Origin of the sequence: Sphingomonas koreensis, from assembly GCF_002797435.1 — a bacterium.
GTDB lineage: Bacteria > Pseudomonadota > Alphaproteobacteria > Sphingomonadales > Sphingomonadaceae > Sphingomonas > Sphingomonas koreensis.
The window spans coordinates 506,688-525,010 of record NZ_PGEN01000001.1 but is presented as its reverse complement, the minus strand read 5'-3'; the positions used below and the strand labels follow the sequence as shown (position 1 = coordinate 525,010).

Genomic DNA, 18,323 nt, shown 5'->3' with positions numbered 1-18,323 from the left:
CGCCAGCCTAGAATTGGCCGGATAGCTGGACGTACCAGCTGCGCGGCCGTGCGAAGATGCGCTCGGCATAGCCCAGCGTTGCCAGCGAGGCGTTGCCCTGGATCAAATAGCGCTCGTCGAACAGGTTGTTCACGCCGCCGCTCACCTCGATCCCCTTGCCGAGCTTGAGCGTCAGCGAGGCGTTGCCGACGAAATAGCCGTCCTCTTCGATCAGCGGCACGCTGCCGGTGATGAAGGTGATCCTGGACGTATAGCTGCCATCTATCCGGGGCGTGAGCGTCGCTTCGCCGCCCAGCGGGATCGCGTAGGAGATGCCGAAATTGGCCTGATAGTCGGGCGTGAAGGGCAGGTCGTCGCCCGGCGCCACGGTCGCGGTCGCGCCGGGCACGGGGGTGATGCTCTTGATCTTGTCGTCGAGGATGCTGAGCCCCGCGTCGAGGGTCAGCCCCCAGGTGGTGCGCAGGCTTGCCTCGGCCTCGAAGCCGCGGATGCGCGCCTCGCCCGCGTTGAACAGCAGCGGCACGACGCCCTGGCGGAAGATCAGCTGGATATCCTGATACTCAGCCTGGAATGCGGCGAGATTGATGCGCAGCCGGCCGATATTGGTCTTGGCGCCGATCTCGTAGCTGGTCACCTTCTCCTCGTCGAACGGCACCGGAAGGTTCCCCGCGGCCGGCGCGTTGTAGCGGGTATTGAATCCGCCCGATTTGAAGCTGCGGGCATAGGAGGCATAGGTGCTGATCGCGTCGTTCCAGCGATATTGGACGCTCGCCGATCCGGTCAGTGCGGAGAAGCTCTCGCTGAACGGACGGTTGAAGATGAACAGTGGCCCGCCCTGCGAGGTCGCAAGCACCGGGAGCGGATCCGGGTCGGGCTGCGTGCCGGGGAACAGGTTGAACACCGTCCCCTGATAGGTCTTGCGATCCGAGGTGTAGCGGAGCCCGCCGCTAAGCTCGAGCCCCTGCATCGGCTCCCAGCTCAGCTCGCCGAACGCCGCGACCGAATCGGTCTTGAGCCGTGAGATCTGGAGATCGCGGGTGGCCGGCCCGCCGGCGAGGAGCGACGCGATCACGGGCGGAGAGGGCGGGAAGGACAGCGGCACGGTGGCGCGCTCGTTGGTGACCTCGTTGAAGTAGTAGCCGCCCAGGATGGCATTCACCTTCCCGAAGTCGAGCTGGAGCTGGACCTCCTGGCTGAACTGCTGCGACTTCGATCCCACATCCGTGGTGATCATCAGGAACGGCGTGTTGTCCGCATCGCGGATGCCGCGTGATTCGGTCTCGCGCCAGGCGGTGATCAGCTTGATCGACGCCTGATCGGTCAGTCGGATGTTGCCCGTCGCGGCGAGACCCCAGACTTGGGAGGTGCTCATCACCGCAGCCGTGCCGCCGTTGACGAAATCGCCGCGCGCCTGGAAGTCGTTGGCGCAGCGCGCGTCGTTGATCAGCGGCACGTTGGGCGCGCCGAAACGGGGGTCGCCCGGTGTCAGCGGCGCGAAGGGAATCGTCGCGCCGGGGCAGCCCGCCGCGACGCTGACGATCGCCGCGACCGGCGCCTGCTCGTTGATCCCGGCGAAGACGAACGGCGCGCCATGCTCGTCCTGCTTGCTATAGTCGGCGCGCAGCAGCAGATCGAAGTCCGCCGAGGGCTCCCATTTGAGCGACGCCGCAAGCGAATAGCGGTTCTCATTGCCCAGATCGAGCCCGTCGAACGCGCGGATCACATAGCCATCGCGCTTGCGGAACCCGCCCGAGACACGCGCCGCGACGGTCTCACCGATCGGAATGTTGAGCGCGGCGAACCCCTCGTACCAATCGTCGCTGCCGGCGCGGAGGCGCGCGCGTCCGCTGAACTCGCCGAGCTCGGGTTGCTTGGTGCGTACGAGGATCGCGCCGCCGATCGTGTTGCGGCCGAACAAGGTGCCCTGCGGGCCGCGCAGCACCTCGACGCTGGCGATGTCGCCGAAATCGATCGCGCCGCCGACGGCGCGGCCGAGATACACCTCGTCGAGATAGATGCCGACGCCGGGATCGACCGCGGCGGTCGGATCGACCTGGCCCACGCCGCGGATGAACACCACCGACGAGGCGCTGTTGCCCGAAAGCTGGCCCGCCGGCTTGAACTGCAGGCTGGGGGTGATCCGTTCGAGATCCTGGGTCTGCTGAATCTGCCGGTCTTCGAGCATCTCGGCACTGAAGGCCGAGATCGCGACGGGCGTGTCCTGCAGGCTTTCCTCGCGGCGGCGCGCGGTGACCAGGATTTCCCTCGGGTCTTCGTCGGCCGGTTCGGTGGCAGCCGGTGCGCCAGCCTGGGCTCGGGCCTGTTCCGAAACCAGTCCGCCGGCCAGTGTGATGATCGCCGCGACGCCGCAAGCCAGACGCGCACGAGTCGATGCCAGTTGCCCTGCCATGCAAATCCTCCCCAGGTTCGAAACCCTCACGGGTTTTCAGCTTTGGACGGATGTTCGCATCTGGATTAGTTCTAGTCAATAACAGTTATGGCATAGAACTATTTTTCTCGGGCGCCGGCGTCGCGGTGATCGGTTCCCCCGGAGCGCCGGAGGGTTAGCCCCAAACCTCACGCGCGACGTCGATCACCAGCCGCATCTTCTCCGCTTGCTGCTCAACCGCGATGTCGTTGCCGTGGACGGTCGAGGAGAAGCCGCATTGCGGTGAGAGCGCGAGCTGGTCGATGGGGGCGAACTGCGCGGCCTCGTCGATGCGGCGCTTGACGTCGTCCTTGGATTCGAGCTCGCCAAGCTTGGTGGTGACGAGACCGAGCACCACGGTCTTGCCCTTGGGTACATGGCGCAGCGGCGCGAAGTCGCCCGAGCGGGGGTCGTCATATTCGAGGAAATAGCCGTCCACCGCGAGCTCGTTGAACAGCACTTCGGCGACGGGCTCGTAGCCGCCCTCGGCCGCCCAGGAGGAGCGGAAATTGCCGCGGCAGAGGTGGACGCAGACGGTCATGTCCGCGGGCTTGTCGCGGATCGAATCGTTGATGATGCGGGCATAGAGACGCGGCAGCGCGTCCGGGTCCATGCCGCGCTTCCGCGCATTCTCGCGCTGGGTCTCGTCGCAGAGATAGGCGAGGTTGGTGTCGTCGAGCTGGAGGTAGCGGCAGCCGGCCTCGGCGAGGCTGGCGATCTCCGCGCGATAGGCGGCGGCGAGATCGGTGTAGAAATCGTCCAGCTCGGGATAGGCGGCGGTGTCGATCGCGTCGCGGCCGCCGCGGAAGTGCAGCATCGTCGGCGAGGGGATCGTCACCTTCGGCGTGCGCGTCGTGCAGCTGGCGAGGAATGCATAGTCGGCGCGCTGGATATCGCGGGCGTGGGCGACCTTGCCGGTGATCTTCATGACGGGCGGGGCATATTCGAGCTCCTTGCCGCCATGCTGGTGGAACTTGACCTGGGTGCCGCCGGCTTCCTCGACCCCGTCGAGCTGGAGCAGGAAATCGGTATGGAAATAGGTGCGGCGGAACTCGCCGTCGGTGATGCCCTGAAGGCCAAGATCCTCCTGGAATTTCACCACCCCGCGGATCGCCTCGTCTTCGGCGGCGCGGAGCGCGGCGGCATCGATATCGCCCGCCTTGAACGCGGTGCGGGCGTCGATCAGCGCCTTGGGACGGAGAAAGCTGCCGACATGGTCGGCACGGAAGGGCGGGGTGGGCATCCGGGAATCTCCTTGCGTAGATTGTAAGTATTACATACAAAATACTGCACAGACCGATAGTGCAGCATGAGGATGAGGGCAATGACCTGGATCGCTAACCGCTGGTATGTCGCCGCCTGGGATTCGGAGGTGGACCGCACCCCGATTGCGCGCACGATCTGCGGCGATCCGGTGATGCTCTATCGCAAGCTCGACCGCAGCGTGGTGGCGATGCGCGATGCCTGCCCGCACCGGCTGCTGCCGCTGTCGATGGGGTTCAAGGAAGGCGATTCGGTGCGCTGCCGCTATCACGGGCTGCTGCTCGGGCCGGACGGCTGCGCGACCGAAATGCCGGTCAGGTCGGAGAAAGTGCCCAAGGCGGTGTGCGCGACACTGTATCCGGTTGTGGAGAGGCATCGCTTCATATGGGTCTGGATCGGCGAGGCGGAGAAGGCGGACCCGGCACTGATCCCCGATTTCTGGCCGTGCAGCGCACCCGGCTGGACCTTCGATGGCGGGTACAACCACATCGCGTGCGATTATCGGCTGGTGATCGACAATCTCATGGACCTGTCCCACGAGACCTGGGTGCATCAGGGATCGATCGGGCAGCATGAGATCACCGAGGCGCCGATCGAGACGGTGGTCGAGGGCGAACAAGTCTATGTGCGGCGCTGGATGCCGGGGATCGAGCCGCCGCCCTTCTGGCGCGACGCGTTGCGATCGGACGGCCCCGTCGATCGCTGGCAGGTGTGCCATTTCCTGCCGCCTTCATCGGTGCTGATCGACGTCGGCGTATCGCCGGTCGCGGCGGGCGACACGATCGAGCGGCACGATTCGGGGGTGCGTGGCTTCGTCGTCGATGCCATGACCCCCGAGACCGAAACCACGACTCATTATTTCTGGGGCATGGCGCGCAATTTCGACATCGATGACGCCGGCTTCACGGCGCGCTTCAAGGCGCAGCAGGGGCAGGTGTTCGACGAGGACGTGGAAGTGCTGGAGGCGCAGCAGCGCAGCATCGCGGCGAACCCCGACATGAAGCTGCGCGGCTATTCGATCGACCAGGGCAGCGTGCGCGCGCGAGCGATCATCAAGCGGCTGGCCGAGGCCGAGGCGGCCTGATGGCGAAAATCAGCCGGGGCGAACTCGACCGGAATCTGGGACTGAGGCTGCGGCGCGCGCATGGCGCGGTGCAGCGGCATTTCGGTGAACATTTCGCCGAGCTCGGCCTGACGCAAAAGCAGGTGTCGGTGCTGTGGCTGACCGGCGATCACCCCGATCTCGCGCAGACCGACCTTGCTGTCGCGCTCGACATGGATCGCGCGACGACGATGGCGCTGGTCCATGGCCTCGAGAAGCGCGGGCTGGTTTCGCGCGGTCCTTCGGCCACCGACAGGCGGCGCATTGCCTTTCGGCTGACCGGCGCGGGCGAGGCGTTGCTGGTCCAAGCGAAGAGCGCGATCGCTGCGCATGAGACCTGGCTCAAGAGCCGGTTCAGCGAGGCGGAGTTGACGGCGCTTGAGGAAATGCTCGCGCGCATCTATCGATGAATTGTTTAGTGATATAACAAAATCGACAACCCTGGAGGGGATATGGCCACCGATCCGCGCACATTGATCGACCGTGAACCCATGTCGCGCTTCCAATGGGGCGTGGTCGCGACGATGATCGGGCTGAACGCGCTCGACGGGTTCGACGTGCTGTCGATCAGCTTCGCTTCGCCCGGCATCGCCAGGGATTGGGGAATCGACCGCGCGGCGCTGGGCATCGTGCTGTCGATGGAACTGGTGGGAATGGCGATCGGATCGCTGTTCCTGGGCGGTCTGGCGGACCGGATCGGGCGGCGCGCGACGATCCTGTCATGTCTCTGCCTGATGACGATCGGGATGCTCGGCGCGGCGAGCGCGAACGGCATCGAGGTACTGTCGGCATGGCGAGTGCTCACAGGCCTCGGCATCGGCGGAATGCTCGCAGCGACCAACGCCGCGGTGGCGGAGGCGGCGAATGCCAGGCACCGGTCGCTTGCGGTGGTGCTGATGGCGGCCGGCTATCCGGTCGGCACGATCGTCGGCGGGTCGATCTCGGCGGTGCTCCTGTCAATGTACGACTGGCGGGCGGTGTTCGTGTTCGGCGCAGCCTGCTCGGTGCTGTTCATCCCGCTGGTGTTGTGGCGGGCGCCCGAGTCGGTTGCCTTCCTGATGCACAAGCGCCCGCCCGACGCGCTTGCGCGGATCAACGCGACGCTCGCGCGAATGGGGCATCCGCCGGTCGATGCGCTGCCCGAACCGCAAACGGGCGCGCGCAAGGTGCCGCTGATCGATCTCTTCTCGCCGGGGCTGATGCGCGCAACGGTGCTGCTCACGATCGCCTATCTCGCGCACATCATGACCTTCTACTTCATCCTCAAATGGATCCCGAAGATCGTGGTCGACATGGGCTTCCCGCCGCCCGAGGCCGCGGGCGTGCTGGTATGGGCGAGCATCGGCGGGGCGACCGGGTCATTGGTTCTGGGGCTGCTTACAGGCAGGATCCGGCTGCTTGCGCTCACCATCGTCGCTATGTTGCTATCGACCGCGCTGGTCATCGTGTTCGGCCGTGCGCAGACCGGCCTTGCGGCGCTCTCGACCGTCGCCGCGCTCGCGGGCTTTGCGACCAATGCGGGGGTGGTCGGCCTCTACGCGCTGATCGCCCAGTCCTTCCCGACCAGCGTGCGCGCGACCGCCACCGGCTTCGTGATCGGCGTCGGCCGCGGCGGATCGGCGCTGGCGCCGGCGCTGGCCGGCTTCCTGTTTGCGGCGGGCCATGGGCTGCAGACGGTCGCGATCCTGATGGGGCTGGGCTCGATCATCGGCGCGATTGCCCTGTTCGCGATGCGCGGCTGGTCCGCACCGGGCGAAGCTTCGAGCCTAACGAACCGCAGCGCTTAACCTGTCGCGACGTTCCGTGCCTGTCATTCCCATCGCTTCGCCGCGCAAATTCCAAATAGCCATTGCAATGCACCGATAATGCTATAGCATATAGCAATATTCAGGAGAGGCGCTATGGCCACGATTGCACCGCCGGCACCCGGCAAGACCTTCGCCCGGTTGAACCCTGTGACCGGTGAGGTTGCGACCGAGGCGCAGGCATTCACCGTCGATCAGGCGAACGAGGCGGTCGAGGCCGCCGCCGCCGCCTTTCCCGCCTGGTCCACGCTCGGCCCCAACGCCCGCCGCGCCGCGCTCAACAAGGCGGCGGAGGCACTGGCGGCCAAGGCCGAGGATTTCGTCGAGGCGATGAACGGCGAGATCGGCGCGACCGAGGGCTGGGCGCGCTTCAACCTGATGCTGGCGGTAAGCATGGTGCGCGAGGCGGCGGCGCTGACCACCCAGATCGGCGGCGAGGTGATCCCTTCGGACAAGCCCGGCTGCATCGCGATGGCAATCCGCGAGCCGGTGGGCGTGATGCTGGGCATCGCGCCGTGGAACGCGCCGATCATCCTGGGCGTGCGCGCGGTCGCAGCGCCGCTCGCTTGCGGCAACACCGTGGTGCTCAAGGCCAGCGAACAATGCCCGCGCACCCACTCGCTGATCGCCGAGGCATTTGACGAGGCGCTGCCCAAGGGCGCGGTCAGCATCGTGACCAACGCGCCCGAGGATGCGCCCGAGATCGTCGGCGCGCTGATCGACAACCCGCATATCCGCCGTATCAACTTCACCGGATCGACCGCGGTGGGCCGGATCATCGCCAAGCGCGCGGCGGAGCATCTGAAGCCCGTGCTGCTCGAACTGGGCGGCAAGGCGCCGATGCTGGTGCTGGAAGACGCCGATCTGGACGAGGCGGTCAAGGCCGCCGCGTTCGGCGCGTTCATGAACCAGGGCCAGATCTGCATGTCGACCGAGCGGATCATCGTGGTGGATGCCGTGGCGGACGCATTCGTCGAGAAGTTCGCCGCCAAGGTAGGAACCATGCCCGTCGGCGATCCGCGCGAGGGCAAGACCCCGCTGGGGGCGGTGGTCGATCAGAAGACCGTCGCTCATGTGAAGGCGCTGATCGGCGACGCACTGGCGGCTGGCGCCGTGCAGGTCAATGGCGGCGGCGTGCTGGAAGGTACTGGCGGCGTGCTGATGCCCGCGCATGTCATCGATCATGTGACGCCGGACATGAAGCTGTTCCGCGACGAGAGCTTCGGCCCGGTGGTCGGCGTGATCCGTGCGCGCGACGAGGCCCATGCGATTCTGCTGGCCAACGACACCGAGTACGGCCTCTCGGCCTCGGTCTTCACCCGCGATACCGCGCGCGGGCTCAGGGTCGCCAGACAGATCAAGTCGGGCATTTGCCACGTCAACGGCCCGACCGTGCATGACGAGGCGCAGATGCCGTTCGGCGGGGTCAAGGCGTCCGGCTATGGCCGATTCGGCGGCAAGGCCGGGATCGACGCCTTCACCGAGCTGCGCTGGATCACGATCGAGACCGAACCCGGCCACTATCCGATTTGACATGGGATCGCCGCCTGCGAGGGCGGGAAACGAAGGAAGCAGAATGACACAGCTGAGCACCAATGGCGTTGTCGCCTATGATGTCGCGAACGGCATCGCCTGGGTGAAGTACAACCGGCCGGACAAGCGCAATGCCCAGAGCCCCACGCTCAACCGCGAAATGATGGAGGTGCTCGACGCGCTGGAATATCGCGAGGATGTCGGCGTGCTGGTGCTGACGGGTGAAGGCGAGGCCTTTTGCGCCGGCATGGATCTCAAGGAATATTTCCGCGAGACCGAGGCGCAGGGGCTGGGCGCGACGCGGCAGGCGCAGCGCGAGGCCTATGGCTGGTGGCGCCGGCTGCGCTGGTACCAGAAGCCGACGATCGCGATGGTCAATGGCTGGTGCTTCGGCGGAGCCTATGGTCCGCTGTTCGCCTGCGATCTCGCCTTTGCGGCCGACGAAGCGCAGTTCGGCCTCAGCGAGATCAACTGGGGCATCCTCCCGGGCGGCGGCGCGACCAAGGTGGCGGTCGAGCTGATGCCGTTCCGCAAGGCGATGTACCACGCGATGATGGGCGAGAATATCGACGGCAAGACTGCCGCCGAATGGGGCCTGGTCAACGAAGCGCTGCCGCTGGCACGGCTCAGGGACCGCGTGACCGAGGTCGCCAACGTCCTGCTCCGCAAGAACCCCGTGGCGCTCAAGGCCACCAAGGACGCGGTCCGCCGCGTTTCGATCCTGCCCTATGACGAGGCCGAGGATTACCTGATCCGGGCGCAGGAGGCCGCCAACAGCTATGATGATGACGGCCGCAAGGAAGGCATTCGCCAGTTCATCGACGAGAAGAGCTACAAGCCGGGCCTCGGCGCATACGACAAGGACCGCGTGAAAGCGTGATCCACTAGAGATCCTCCCCGTACCGGGGAGGATTTAAGGATGAACAATGCCCGACCTTTCCCGACTCCTCACTCCGCGCTCGGTCGTCATCGTCGGTGCCTCGTCCACACCGGGCGCGCTCGGCAATTCAGTGCTGCGCAACCTTGAGCGGCATGGCTATGCGGGCGAGATCCACCTGATCAACCCGAAGCGCGACCAGATCGGCGGGCGGCCTTGCCTGAAGACGATCGACGAACTGCCGCACGGCATCGACGCGGCCGTTCTGGCGGTTCCCGGACCGGCGGTGCTGCCGGCGGTACAGGCGCTCGCCGAACGCGGCGTGGGCGCGGCGATCATCTTCGCGGCGGGGTTCGCGGAGGGCGGCGAAGAAGGATTGGCGGCGCAGGCCGAGGTCGCACGGATTGCCGCCGAACATGGCATGGTGGTCGAGGGGCCGAACTGTCTGGGGCTGGTCAACTATGCTGCGGGCGTGCCGCTGACCTTCGTCGAGGCGCCGGTGCTCGACCTCAAGGACAAGCCTGCGGCCGGCATTGTCAGCCAGTCGGGGGCAATGGCGGTGGTGCTGGGCACCATGCTGATGGGCAAGGGACTGGGCATCACCCTCTCGGTCTCTACCGGCAACGAGGCCGCGAGCGGCGTCGAGGACTATGTCGAGCATCTGATCGGCGATCCGGCAACGCTCGCGATCGGCATGATCGTCGAGCAGTTCCGCAAGCCTGCCCGCTTCCTGGCGCTGGCCGAAAGAGCGCGTGCCGCCGGCAAGCATATCGTGCTGCTCCACCCCGGCACGTCGAACGCCGCGCGCGAGTCCGCGGCGACGCATACCGGCGCGATGGCCGGCGACTGGCAGTTGATGAAGGCGAAGGTCGAGCGCGCCGGCGTCGTCCTCGTCGACAGCCTGGAGGCGCTCGGCGACGTGCTCGAGCTCGCGGTGCGGGGCAAGCCCGTGCGCAAGGGCGGTACCGCCGTGCTGACCGAATCGGGTGCGTTCAAGGCGCTCACCCTCGATCTGGCCGAGCGGATCGGTCTCGACCTTCCCGCGATGGCCGGGGAGACTGCGGCTGCGATGCGAACCGCGATCCCCGATTTCATCCCCGTCTCGAATCCGATGGATCTGACCGCACAGGCGCTGGTCGATCCCGACCTGTATCGCCGCACGATGATCCCGCTGCTCGCGGACGGCAATTTCTCGGCGCTGGTGTTCGGAATCATCCAGACCGACGAAGCCACCTCGGCGCGCAAATTTCCCGCGATCATCGATGCAGTGAAGGCATTGCAGCCCGAAAAGCCGGTGATCTTCGCCGGGCTCGACGAGGGTGCGCCGGTGCCCGCCGAATATATCGACGCGTTGCGGACGATCGGGGTCACCTATTTCCCCTCGCCCGATCGTGCTTTTCGCGCGCTGCGGCATCTGGGACGTTTCGCCGAGCGCGACTTCGAACGCGCTGGTGCAGCGTCGGTGACAGTCGATCTGCCGTCGGGCGTGATCCCTGAATATCGCGCCAAGCAGCTGCTTGCCCCCGCCGGCATTCCCTTCCCCGCTGGCGGCTTTGCGAAGAACGCGGAAGAGGCGAGGGCGGTCGCCGCACGCACCGGCTATCCGGTCGCGATCAAGGCGCAGGCGGCTGCGCTGAGCCACAAGAGCGACGCGGGGGGCGTGATCCTCAACATCGCCGATGACGCCGCACTCGATGCGGCGTGGGTAAGGCTCCACGGCAATATCGCGGCCTATGATGCGGGAATCATAGTCGAAGGTGCGCAAGTCGAGGCGATGGGCAGACGCGGCGTGGAGCTGATCATCGGCGCGCGCAACGATCCGGATTGGGGTCCTGTCATCCTTGCCGGGTTCGGCGGAGTCACGGCCGAGCTGCTCCACGACGTCCGCCTGCTCCCCGCCGATCTGACGCACGCGGCAATTGTCGCCGAGCTGCGCAAGCTCAAGCAGGGCGCGTTGCTCGACGGCTATCGCGGTTCGCCTGCGCTCGATGTCGATGCGGTCGCCCGGCTGATCAGCGACCTCGGCCGGGTCCTGGCGGGTACGCCATCCATTCGCGAGATCGACCTCAACCCGGTGGTCGTCTATCCGCGGGGCGAGGGTGTGGTTGCCCTCGATGCGTTGATCCTTGCCGACTAGGAGGCCGCGCCGCCGCGCCGCTCGATCCGGCCCAGCAGGTCGAGCAAGGTCGCGCGTTCCGCATCGGTGAACCCTGCGAGCATCTTCTTCTCATGCGCCTCGATCCGAGCCAGGCATTCGGCCAGCGTCGCCCGCCCGGCAGAGCTGAGGTTGAGCAGGAAGGCGCGCCGGTCGGTCGGATCGACCTCGCGCTCCAGCAGCCCGGCATCGACCAGCTCGTTGATCAGCGAGACCATGTTGGCGCGCTTGATTCCCAGCATGCGGCCGACCGCGCCCTGATTGATCCCCTTGTCGTTGGACACGATCGCAAGGATGCCGATCAGCACCTGGCGCATTCCCGTCCCTTCCACCGCTGCGGCGAAATCCGCCGCGAAGGCGCCGGAGGCGCGACGGAGGTGGTAGCCGACCAGCGGAGCAAGCGCCCCGATCTCATTCTGATTCCCAGACATCAGGGCAATGAGAGACACGTTCTCCGGTGTTTCGTCAATTCACCTGGCTAAGGTTTCACCGGGCCGGTCGATTCCCGCTCGATGATCGAGAACGGGATGTGCACCGTAGTCGTCGTCCCGCCCTCCTTGGGCTGCCGTAGGGCCTCCACCAGGCGCTGCGTGGCAAGGTCGGATATTTCCACGATGGGCTGGCGGACCGTGGTGAGTGGTGGCCAGATCTTCACGGCGATCGGCGTGTCGTCGAACCCCACGACGGACAGTTCGTCGGGAATGACGATGCCGCGGCGATGCGCCTCGGAGACCACGGCTGCCGCGATATCATCGTTGAACCCGAAGATCGCGGTCGGACGCTGCGGCAGGTCGAGCAGGCGCTGAGCTGCGACCAGGCCCGAATCATAGGTGAAATCGCCCTTGGCGATCAGCGACTCGTCTTCCTCGATCCCCGAAGCGGCCAGCGCGGATCGATAGCCGGCGAGGCGCGTCGCGCTCGCATAATGCTGAATGGGGCCTTCGATCAGCGCGATGCGCCGATGGCCCAGCGCGATCAGACGCAGGGTCATCGCGCGCGCCGCTTCATAGTCATCAACGCGAACGCCGGGCATATGCGTGAGCTCCCGCCCCGACGAGAGCGCCATCATCGGCACGCCTGCTGCCAGCAGTTCGGGCGAGCGATCGACGATCTCGCAGAAGGGCGGAGGCAGAAGCAGCGCGTTTGCGCCGCTGCGGACAAGGCCGTTCAGTGTCGCTGCCGTGGCTTCCTCATTCTCCGCATCGCAGCTGCGGATCAGCAATTGGGCGCCGAGCCGTGCGGATGCGATGAGCGCGCCGACCAGAACCGCGCTTAGAAAGGCGCTCTGCGGGTTGCGATAGATAAGCCCGAGGCGCAGCTGGGACGCGCTCGCCAGCGCACGGGCGGCGGCATTGGGGGTGTAGCCGAGTTCCTCGACCGCCTGGTAGACCGCGTCGCGCGTGCTCTCCAAAACCTTCTTGCGGCCGAGCAGCACGTTGGAGACGGTCATTGCCGAGACGCCGGCCCGGGCGGCGACCTCGTTGATCGTGACCGCCGAGCTCGACCGGCGCGAACGCTGGCTCATGGGCGCAGCCCTTTACGCCGGTTCACTTTCCACTCCATCCAAATCAATGATCTAGCCTCTGGGTTGACATGGCGGTCCTTTTCGCAGAGTTACCGGCAAAGGCAAGATTTAGCGCTAAACAAGAATCGGGGCCATAGAGTCCGGGCGCAGTTCAGGAGAGGGCTTTGATGGAGAATATCCATATTCGCCGTTGCCGGAAGGCCGCATGTTCCCCCGCATTTGCAGGGGCGTGGTGATGGCCGGTGCTCCGGACCGGGCAGGGGCCACCGGATGGCCGTCCGCTGCAAGCGCATGGTATGCCGCGATCATCCTGATGCTCGCCAATACGCTGGCGTTCGTCGACCGGCAGGCGCTGGCGTTGCTTGTCCAGCCGATCAAGAACGACCTTCAGGTTTCCGACACCGCGATGAGTCTGCTCTACGGGCTGAGCTTCACGATCTTCTATGTCGCGGTCGGGATTCCGGTGGCGCGGCTCGCAGACCGGTCTAACCGGCGCAACATCATCGCCTTTTCGGTGTTTCTGTGGAGCGGGATGACCGCGCTCTGCGGTCTCGCGCGTTCCTTCCCGCTGCTGTTCGCCGCGCGGGTCGGCGTCGGCGCGGGCGAGGGCGGATTGAGCCCCTCGGCCTATTCGCTGCTCGCCGACTATTTCCCGAAGAACAAGCTGCCCGCCGCGATGGGCGTCTATCAGATGGGCATCTATCTGGGCGGCGCTTGTGCGCTGCTGATCGGTGGGCTCATCTCGACGGTGGTGCCGCCCGGCGAAGAAGTGGTGCTGCCGCTGGTCGGTGCGCTCAAGGGCTGGCACATCGTGTTCCTGGCGCTCGGCGTCCCCGGACTGCTGCTTTCGCTGTTGCTGCTGACGGTGCGCGAGCCCGTGCGGCAGGGGGTGGCGGGGGAGGGGGCGAAGGTGCCGATTTCGCACTTCCTGTCGCATCTGGGAGGGCGCAAGCGGGCCTATCTCGGCATTGCGCTCGGTTTTGCGCTGATGATCTTCGTCGGCAACGGCACCGGCGCGTGGATCCCCGCATTCCTCGAGCGAAAATTTGGCTGGAGCACCGCTGAGATCGGTGCGTCCTATGGCCTGATCGTGTTCTTCTGCGGCACCAGCGGCGCGCTGGCAGGCGGTTTCTTCGCGAGCTGGCTGCGCGGCCGCGGCTATGAGCGGGCGAACCTCCAGACCGCATTGATCGGATTCCTGGTCCTGATCCCCGTGACGATCGGCTTTCCGCTGATGCCGAGCGCGGGGCTGGCGCTGATCCTGATCGGCATCATGAACTTCTTCGCCGGGTTCAATTTCGGCGGCGGGCTCGCCGCGTTGCAGGAACTGACGCCCAACCGAATGCGCGCGTTGCTGTCGGCGCTGTACATGCTGACAATCAACCTGATCGGCGCCGCGCTCGGCCCGACCGCGGTCGCGCTGATCACCGACTTCTGGTTCGGCGATCCGCAGCGCCTGCCCGACGCGCTGGCGATCACCTGCGCCATCGCCTCGCCGCTTGCCGTGCTCGCATTGCTGATCGGCATGCGCGGCTATTCCGACATCCAGACCGCCCAGGAGCCCCAGTGACCCTTGAACCCGCAAACCCGACGTCCGACCCGCTCGCCCTCAGCGTCGAGGACCGCGCCTGGGTCGACCGGCAGCTCGCCACGCTCAGCGTCGAGGACAAGATCGGGCAGCTGTTCATCTTCGCCGCCGAGCAGGACACGCTGGAGGAAATCGCCGGTCTCGCAGCGCTGAAACCCGGCGGCATCCATCGCTTTCCGGGGCATGACCTTGGCAAGGCTTGGGCGGCGACGCGCGCCGCGATCGACAGCGCCGAAACGCCGGTGGTGATCAGCGGCGATATCGAGGGCGGCACGATCTCTTACCGCTTCTCGACCGCGATCCCCAACCAGCTGGGGATCGCCGCCTGCGACGATCTCGACCTGACCGCGGAGCTTGCCCGCGTCGTGGCGGAGGAAAGTGCGGCGCTGGGCTATAACTGGTCTTTCACCCCGGTGATCGACATCAACGCCGCATGGCGCAACCCGGCGGTCGGAACGCGCTCCTACGGTTCGGACATCGCCCGGATCGGCGATCAGGCGCGCGCCTATATCCAGGCGCTGCAGGCGCGCGGCGTCGCGGCGACGGCGAAGCACTGGCCGGGCGAGGGATATGACGATCGCGACCAGCATCTCGTCACCACGGTCAATCCGCTCAACATGGACGCCTGGGAAGCCAGCTTCGGCAAGCTCTACCGTCAGGTGATCGCCGATGGGGTGATGACCGTGATGTCGGCGCATATCGCGCTTCCCGCCTTCGTCCGCTCGCTGCTGCCCGATGCGGGGCGCGAGGCGTTCCGTCCGGCATCGGTCTCGCACCTGCTCAATCGGGAGCTGCTGCGCGATCGGCTGGGCTTCAAGGGGCTGATCGTGTCCGACGCGACCGGCATGGGCGGCCTCACCAGCTGGGCAGACCGCGAGGAGCGGGTGCCCGCGGTGATCGAGAATGGCTGCGACATGTTCCTGTTCAGCCGCTCGCCCGCCGAGGATGTCGGCCTGATGATGAAGGGGCTTCGCGAGGGCCGCCTGTCCGAGGCACGGCTGGAGGCTGCGGTCGAAAAGATCCTCACCTTCAAGGCGAAGCTCGGGCTGCATCGGATGAGCGCCGACGAGCGGCTGCCCCCGGTCGAGACCGTCCGCGAACGGCTGAGCGTTCCCGCGAACCGCACCGTCGCCGAGCAGGCGGCGGGGCAGGGGATCACGCTGGTCAAGGACACGCAGGGCCTGCTGCCGATCGATCCGGTGCGCCACCGCCGCGTCGTGGTGATTGCGGATGCGGGCTGGAGCTTCTTTATCGGCGCGCAGCCGCGCGACCTCGACGCGTTCAAGGACGCGTTGCGCGCCGAGGGCTTCGAGGTCAGCGACTTCGATCCCGACAATCGTCCGACGCGCGCGGATGCCGATCTGATCGTCTATCTGGCGGGACAGGAGGCGACCCCGACGATCGGCAGCATCTTCCTCGACTGGGGCAAGCTGCACGGCGGGACGCGCAAGGCGATGCATCGCTTCGGGCCCGAGATCCCGACGCTGATGATCTCGCTCGGCCAGCCCTTCTATCTGTTCGATGCCCCCGACATGGCGACCTATATCAATGCCTATTGCGGGCTGGAGAGCGTGCAGCGCGCGCTGGTCCCCCGGCTGCTGGGGCGCGAGCCATTCTCCGGCGTCAGCCCGGTCGACCCGTTCTGTGGGCTGGAGCAGCTCAAATGGTGACGCCGCTGCCCAACGATCAGCAGGCACAGCTGCAGGCGCTCTATGACGCGATGGCGCCCGAGGGGCTGACCCCGCTCTGGGAGGTGTTGAGCGCGCTGGTGCCGCCGCAGCCCAATTCGCCCGCCCGGCCGCATGCCTGGTCCTATGCCAGTGCGCGCGACTATCTGATGCGCGCGGGCGACCTGATCAGCGCCGCGCAGGCGGAGCGGCGCGTGCTGATCCTCGAGAATCCGGGCCTCGCCGGCCAGTCGTCGATCACCCCCAGCCTCTATGCCGGGCTCCAGCTGATCCTGCCGGGCGAGGTCGCGCCGTGCCACCGGCACACGCAATGCGCGCTGCGCTTCGTGATGGAGGGCGAGGGCGCCTATACCAGTGTCGATGGCGAGAAGGCGGTGATGCAGCCCTTCGACCTTGTCCTGACGCCGGGCGGCCAGTGGCACGATCACGGCAACCCCAGCGCGCAGCCGATGATCTGGCTCGACGGGCTGGACATCCCGACGGTGCAGCATTTCGACGCGGGCTTCGCCGAGCGGCTGGAGACCGAAGTTCATCCGGAAACCGCCGCGCCGGGCAGCACGCTCGCCCAATATGGGCGCAACCTGCGCCCGTTTCGCGGCAGCGCGGCCGACCGCCGTCCGGCGCATCAGCCCATGTTCCACTATCGCTATCAGGATTGGCGCGCTTCGCTCGACCAGATGGCGGCGGGCGCGGCGATCGACCCGCATCTTGGCCATGCGCTGGAGTTCGTGAACCCAGCCGATGGCGGCCCGGTGATGCCGACGATCGCCGCGCATGTCCGGCTGATCCCCGCCGGCTTTGCAACCAAGCCCCGCCGCTCGACCGACGGGACGGTGTTCGTCGTGGTCGAGGGCAGCGGCGAGGCAGTGATCGGCGAGCAGCGCGTGCCGCTGTCGCCGCGGGACATCTTCGTGGTGCCGTCGTGGCACATGCTGACGCTGCGCGCGGAAACGCCGCTGGTCCTGTTCGGCTATTCGGACAAGGCTGCGCAGCAGAAGCTCAATCTGTTCAGAGAGGAATGCGCGTGAGCGACCTGTTTCAGCCCCAGCCGCCGGTCTATGCCGCGACCAGCGACGGCAACCGTTTCCCGGTGCGCCGGCTGTTCTGCATCGGCCGCAACTATGCCGCACATGCACGCGAGATGGGCCGCGATCCCGACCGTGAGCCGCCCTTCTTCTTCACCAAATGGGCGGAGACCGTAGTGCCCGGCGGGACGACGATCGCCTATCCGCCCGAGACCGCCAACTTCCACTATGAGGCCGAGCTGGTGGTCGCGATCGGCAGGGGCGGGCGCAACATTCCGGCGGCCGATGCGGCGGCGCACATCTATGGCTTCGCGACCGGGCTCGACATGACCCGCCGCGACCTCCAGCTCGTCGCGCGCGAGCAGGGGCGGCCATGGGATACCGGCAAGAATGTCGAGCAATCCTCGCCGCTCGGGCTGATCCACCCGATCGCCGAAACCGGGCCGCTGACGGGTGGCGCGATCCGCCTGACGGTCAACGGCACGGTGAAGCAGGACGCGGACCTGGCCGATCTGATCTGGCCGGTCGACGAGGTGATCGCCTATGTCTCGCGCTTCTACCGGCTGGAGCCGGGCGACCTCATCTATACCGGCACGCCAGCGGGAGTCGGCGCGGTGGTCGAAGGCGACCGGATCGTCGTGACGATCGACGGCCTGACGCCGTGCGAGATCCTGATCGGCCCGGCCGCCGCGGCATGAGCGCGATGCGCCTGCACGGATATTTCCGCTCCACCGCATCCTACCGGGTGCGGATCGCGCTCAATCTGAAGGGGATGGGCTATGAACCCGTGTCCCATCACCTGCGCAAGGGCGAGCAGCGGGCGCCCGGGTATCTGGCGGTCAACCCGCAGGGGCTGGTGCCGGCGCTCGAGCTTGGCGACGGCGCGGTGCTCACCCAGTCGCTCGCGATCTGCGAGTATCTCGACGAGATCGCGCCCGACCCTGCGCTTCTGCCCGCCGATCCGGTGGCGCGGGCCCATGTCCGGGCCTTCGCGCAGGCGATCGCGTGCGACATCCATCCGGTCCAGAACCTGAAGGTCCTCGACCGGCTGCGCGGCCTTGGGTTGGACGAGGATGCGGTCAATGGCTGGGCGCGGGCGACGATCGAGGACGGGCTGGATGCCTGGGACCGGCTGATCGCCGAACATGCGGGGGCCTTCTGCTTTGGCGACGCCGTGACGCTCGCCGACATCTGCCTGGTGCCCCAGCTGGTCAATGCGCGCCGCTTCGGTGCCGATCTGCGCTGGCCCCGGCTGCTGGCGATCGAAGCGGCCTGCCTGGCGCTTCCCGCCTTTTCCGATGCCGCGCCCGAGCGGCAGGCGGATGCCGAGTGAC

At 66.7% G+C, this 18,323-nt stretch carries 15 protein-coding genes; 11 read left to right on the top strand and 4 right to left on the bottom strand.

The window, feature by feature from the left end:
- Positions 1–7: 7 nt before the first annotated feature.
- Positions 8–2,410, bottom strand: a complete 2,403-nt coding sequence (locus tag BDW16_RS02595; RefSeq protein WP_083954273.1) for a TonB-dependent receptor — start codon at positions 2,408–2,410, stop codon at positions 8–10.
- A 154-nt stretch (positions 2,411–2,564) separates the two neighbouring features.
- Entirely contained in the window at positions 2,565–3,671 is a 1,107-nt protein-coding gene (locus BDW16_RS02590; protein WP_066577318.1) for a 5-methyltetrahydropteroyltriglutamate--homocysteine S-methyltransferase, read from the bottom strand.
- Between the two features lie 81 nt (positions 3,672–3,752).
- Between BDW16_RS02590 and BDW16_RS02585 the strand changes: the two genes are divergently transcribed.
- The 6 genes from BDW16_RS02585 to BDW16_RS02560 all read left to right on the top strand — a co-directional run bounded on the left by BDW16_RS02585 (position 3,753) and on the right by BDW16_RS02560 (position 11,145).
- Positions 3,753–4,775 (top strand): aromatic ring-hydroxylating oxygenase subunit alpha, encoded by a 1,023-nt coding sequence (locus BDW16_RS02585; RefSeq protein WP_066577316.1) that lies wholly within the window; start codon positions 3,753–3,755, stop codon positions 4,773–4,775.
- The gene (locus tag BDW16_RS02580; RefSeq protein ID WP_066577314.1) at positions 4,775–5,203 is read left to right on the top strand and encodes a Saro_0803 family transcriptional regulator; all 429 of its coding nucleotides are present in this window, start codon (positions 4,775–4,777) and stop codon (positions 5,201–5,203) included. Before BDW16_RS02585 ends, BDW16_RS02580 begins: the two co-directional genes overlap by 1 nt.
- 42 nt (positions 5,204–5,245) lie before the next feature.
- Entirely contained in the window at positions 5,246–6,580 is a 1,335-nt protein-coding gene (locus BDW16_RS02575; RefSeq protein WP_066577302.1) for an MFS transporter, read from the top strand.
- Between the two features lie 114 nt (positions 6,581–6,694).
- Positions 6,695–8,131, top strand: a complete 1,437-nt coding sequence (locus BDW16_RS02570; RefSeq protein ID WP_066577299.1) for an aldehyde dehydrogenase — start codon at positions 6,695–6,697, stop codon at positions 8,129–8,131.
- A gap of 43 nt (positions 8,132–8,174) precedes the next feature.
- Positions 8,175–9,011: a p-hydroxycinnamoyl CoA hydratase/lyase gene (locus BDW16_RS02565; RefSeq protein WP_066577296.1), complete on the top strand. Its 837-nt coding sequence runs from the start codon at positions 8,175–8,177 to the stop codon at positions 9,009–9,011.
- 46 nt (positions 9,012–9,057) lie between these two features.
- Positions 9,058–11,145, top strand: a complete 2,088-nt coding sequence (locus BDW16_RS02560) for an acetate--CoA ligase family protein (RefSeq protein ID WP_066577292.1) — start codon at positions 9,058–9,060, stop codon at positions 11,143–11,145.
- Here BDW16_RS02560 and BDW16_RS02555 read toward each other — a convergent pair.
- Both BDW16_RS02555 and BDW16_RS02550 read right to left on the bottom strand, forming a co-directional pair.
- Positions 11,142–11,594: a MarR family winged helix-turn-helix transcriptional regulator gene (locus tag BDW16_RS02555; RefSeq protein ID WP_066577290.1), complete on the bottom strand. Its 453-nt coding sequence runs from the start codon at positions 11,592–11,594 to the stop codon at positions 11,142–11,144. The genes BDW16_RS02560 and BDW16_RS02555 overlap by 4 nt on opposite strands.
- A gap of 47 nt (positions 11,595–11,641) precedes the next feature.
- On the bottom strand, positions 11,642–12,688 hold the full coding sequence (locus BDW16_RS02550) for a substrate-binding domain-containing protein (protein ID WP_066577287.1): 1,047 nt from the start codon (positions 12,686–12,688) through the stop codon (positions 11,642–11,644).
- A gap of 235 nt (positions 12,689–12,923) precedes the next feature.
- Here BDW16_RS02550 and BDW16_RS02545 point away from each other — a divergent pair, with 235 nt between their 5' ends.
- Genes BDW16_RS02545 through maiA form a run of 5 tightly spaced genes read left to right on the top strand, consistent with a single transcriptional unit; the run spans position 12,924 to position 18,322 of the window.
- The gene (locus BDW16_RS02545; protein WP_066577284.1) at positions 12,924–14,258 is read left to right on the top strand and encodes a spinster family MFS transporter; all 1,335 of its coding nucleotides are present in this window, start codon (positions 12,924–12,926) and stop codon (positions 14,256–14,258) included.
- A complete protein-coding gene (locus tag BDW16_RS02540; protein WP_066577282.1) occupies positions 14,255–15,946 on the top strand; it encodes a glycoside hydrolase family 3 protein in 1,692 nt (563 codons plus the stop codon). The genes BDW16_RS02545 and BDW16_RS02540 overlap by 4 nt, the downstream gene beginning before the upstream one ends.
- The gene (gene gtdA, locus BDW16_RS02535) at positions 15,940–16,992 is read left to right on the top strand and encodes a gentisate 1,2-dioxygenase (protein WP_066577280.1); all 1,053 of its coding nucleotides are present in this window, start codon (positions 15,940–15,942) and stop codon (positions 16,990–16,992) included. Before BDW16_RS02540 ends, gtdA begins: the two co-directional genes overlap by 7 nt.
- On the top strand, positions 16,983–17,687 hold the full coding sequence (locus BDW16_RS02530) for a fumarylacetoacetate hydrolase family protein (RefSeq protein WP_164519411.1): 705 nt from the start codon (positions 16,983–16,985) through the stop codon (positions 17,685–17,687). The genes gtdA and BDW16_RS02530 overlap by 10 nt, the downstream gene beginning before the upstream one ends.
- Entirely contained in the window at positions 17,684–18,322 is a 639-nt protein-coding gene (gene maiA, locus BDW16_RS02525) for a maleylacetoacetate isomerase (RefSeq protein WP_241230524.1), read from the top strand. The genes BDW16_RS02530 and maiA overlap by 4 nt, the downstream gene beginning before the upstream one ends.
- Position 18,323 lies beyond the last annotated feature (1 nt).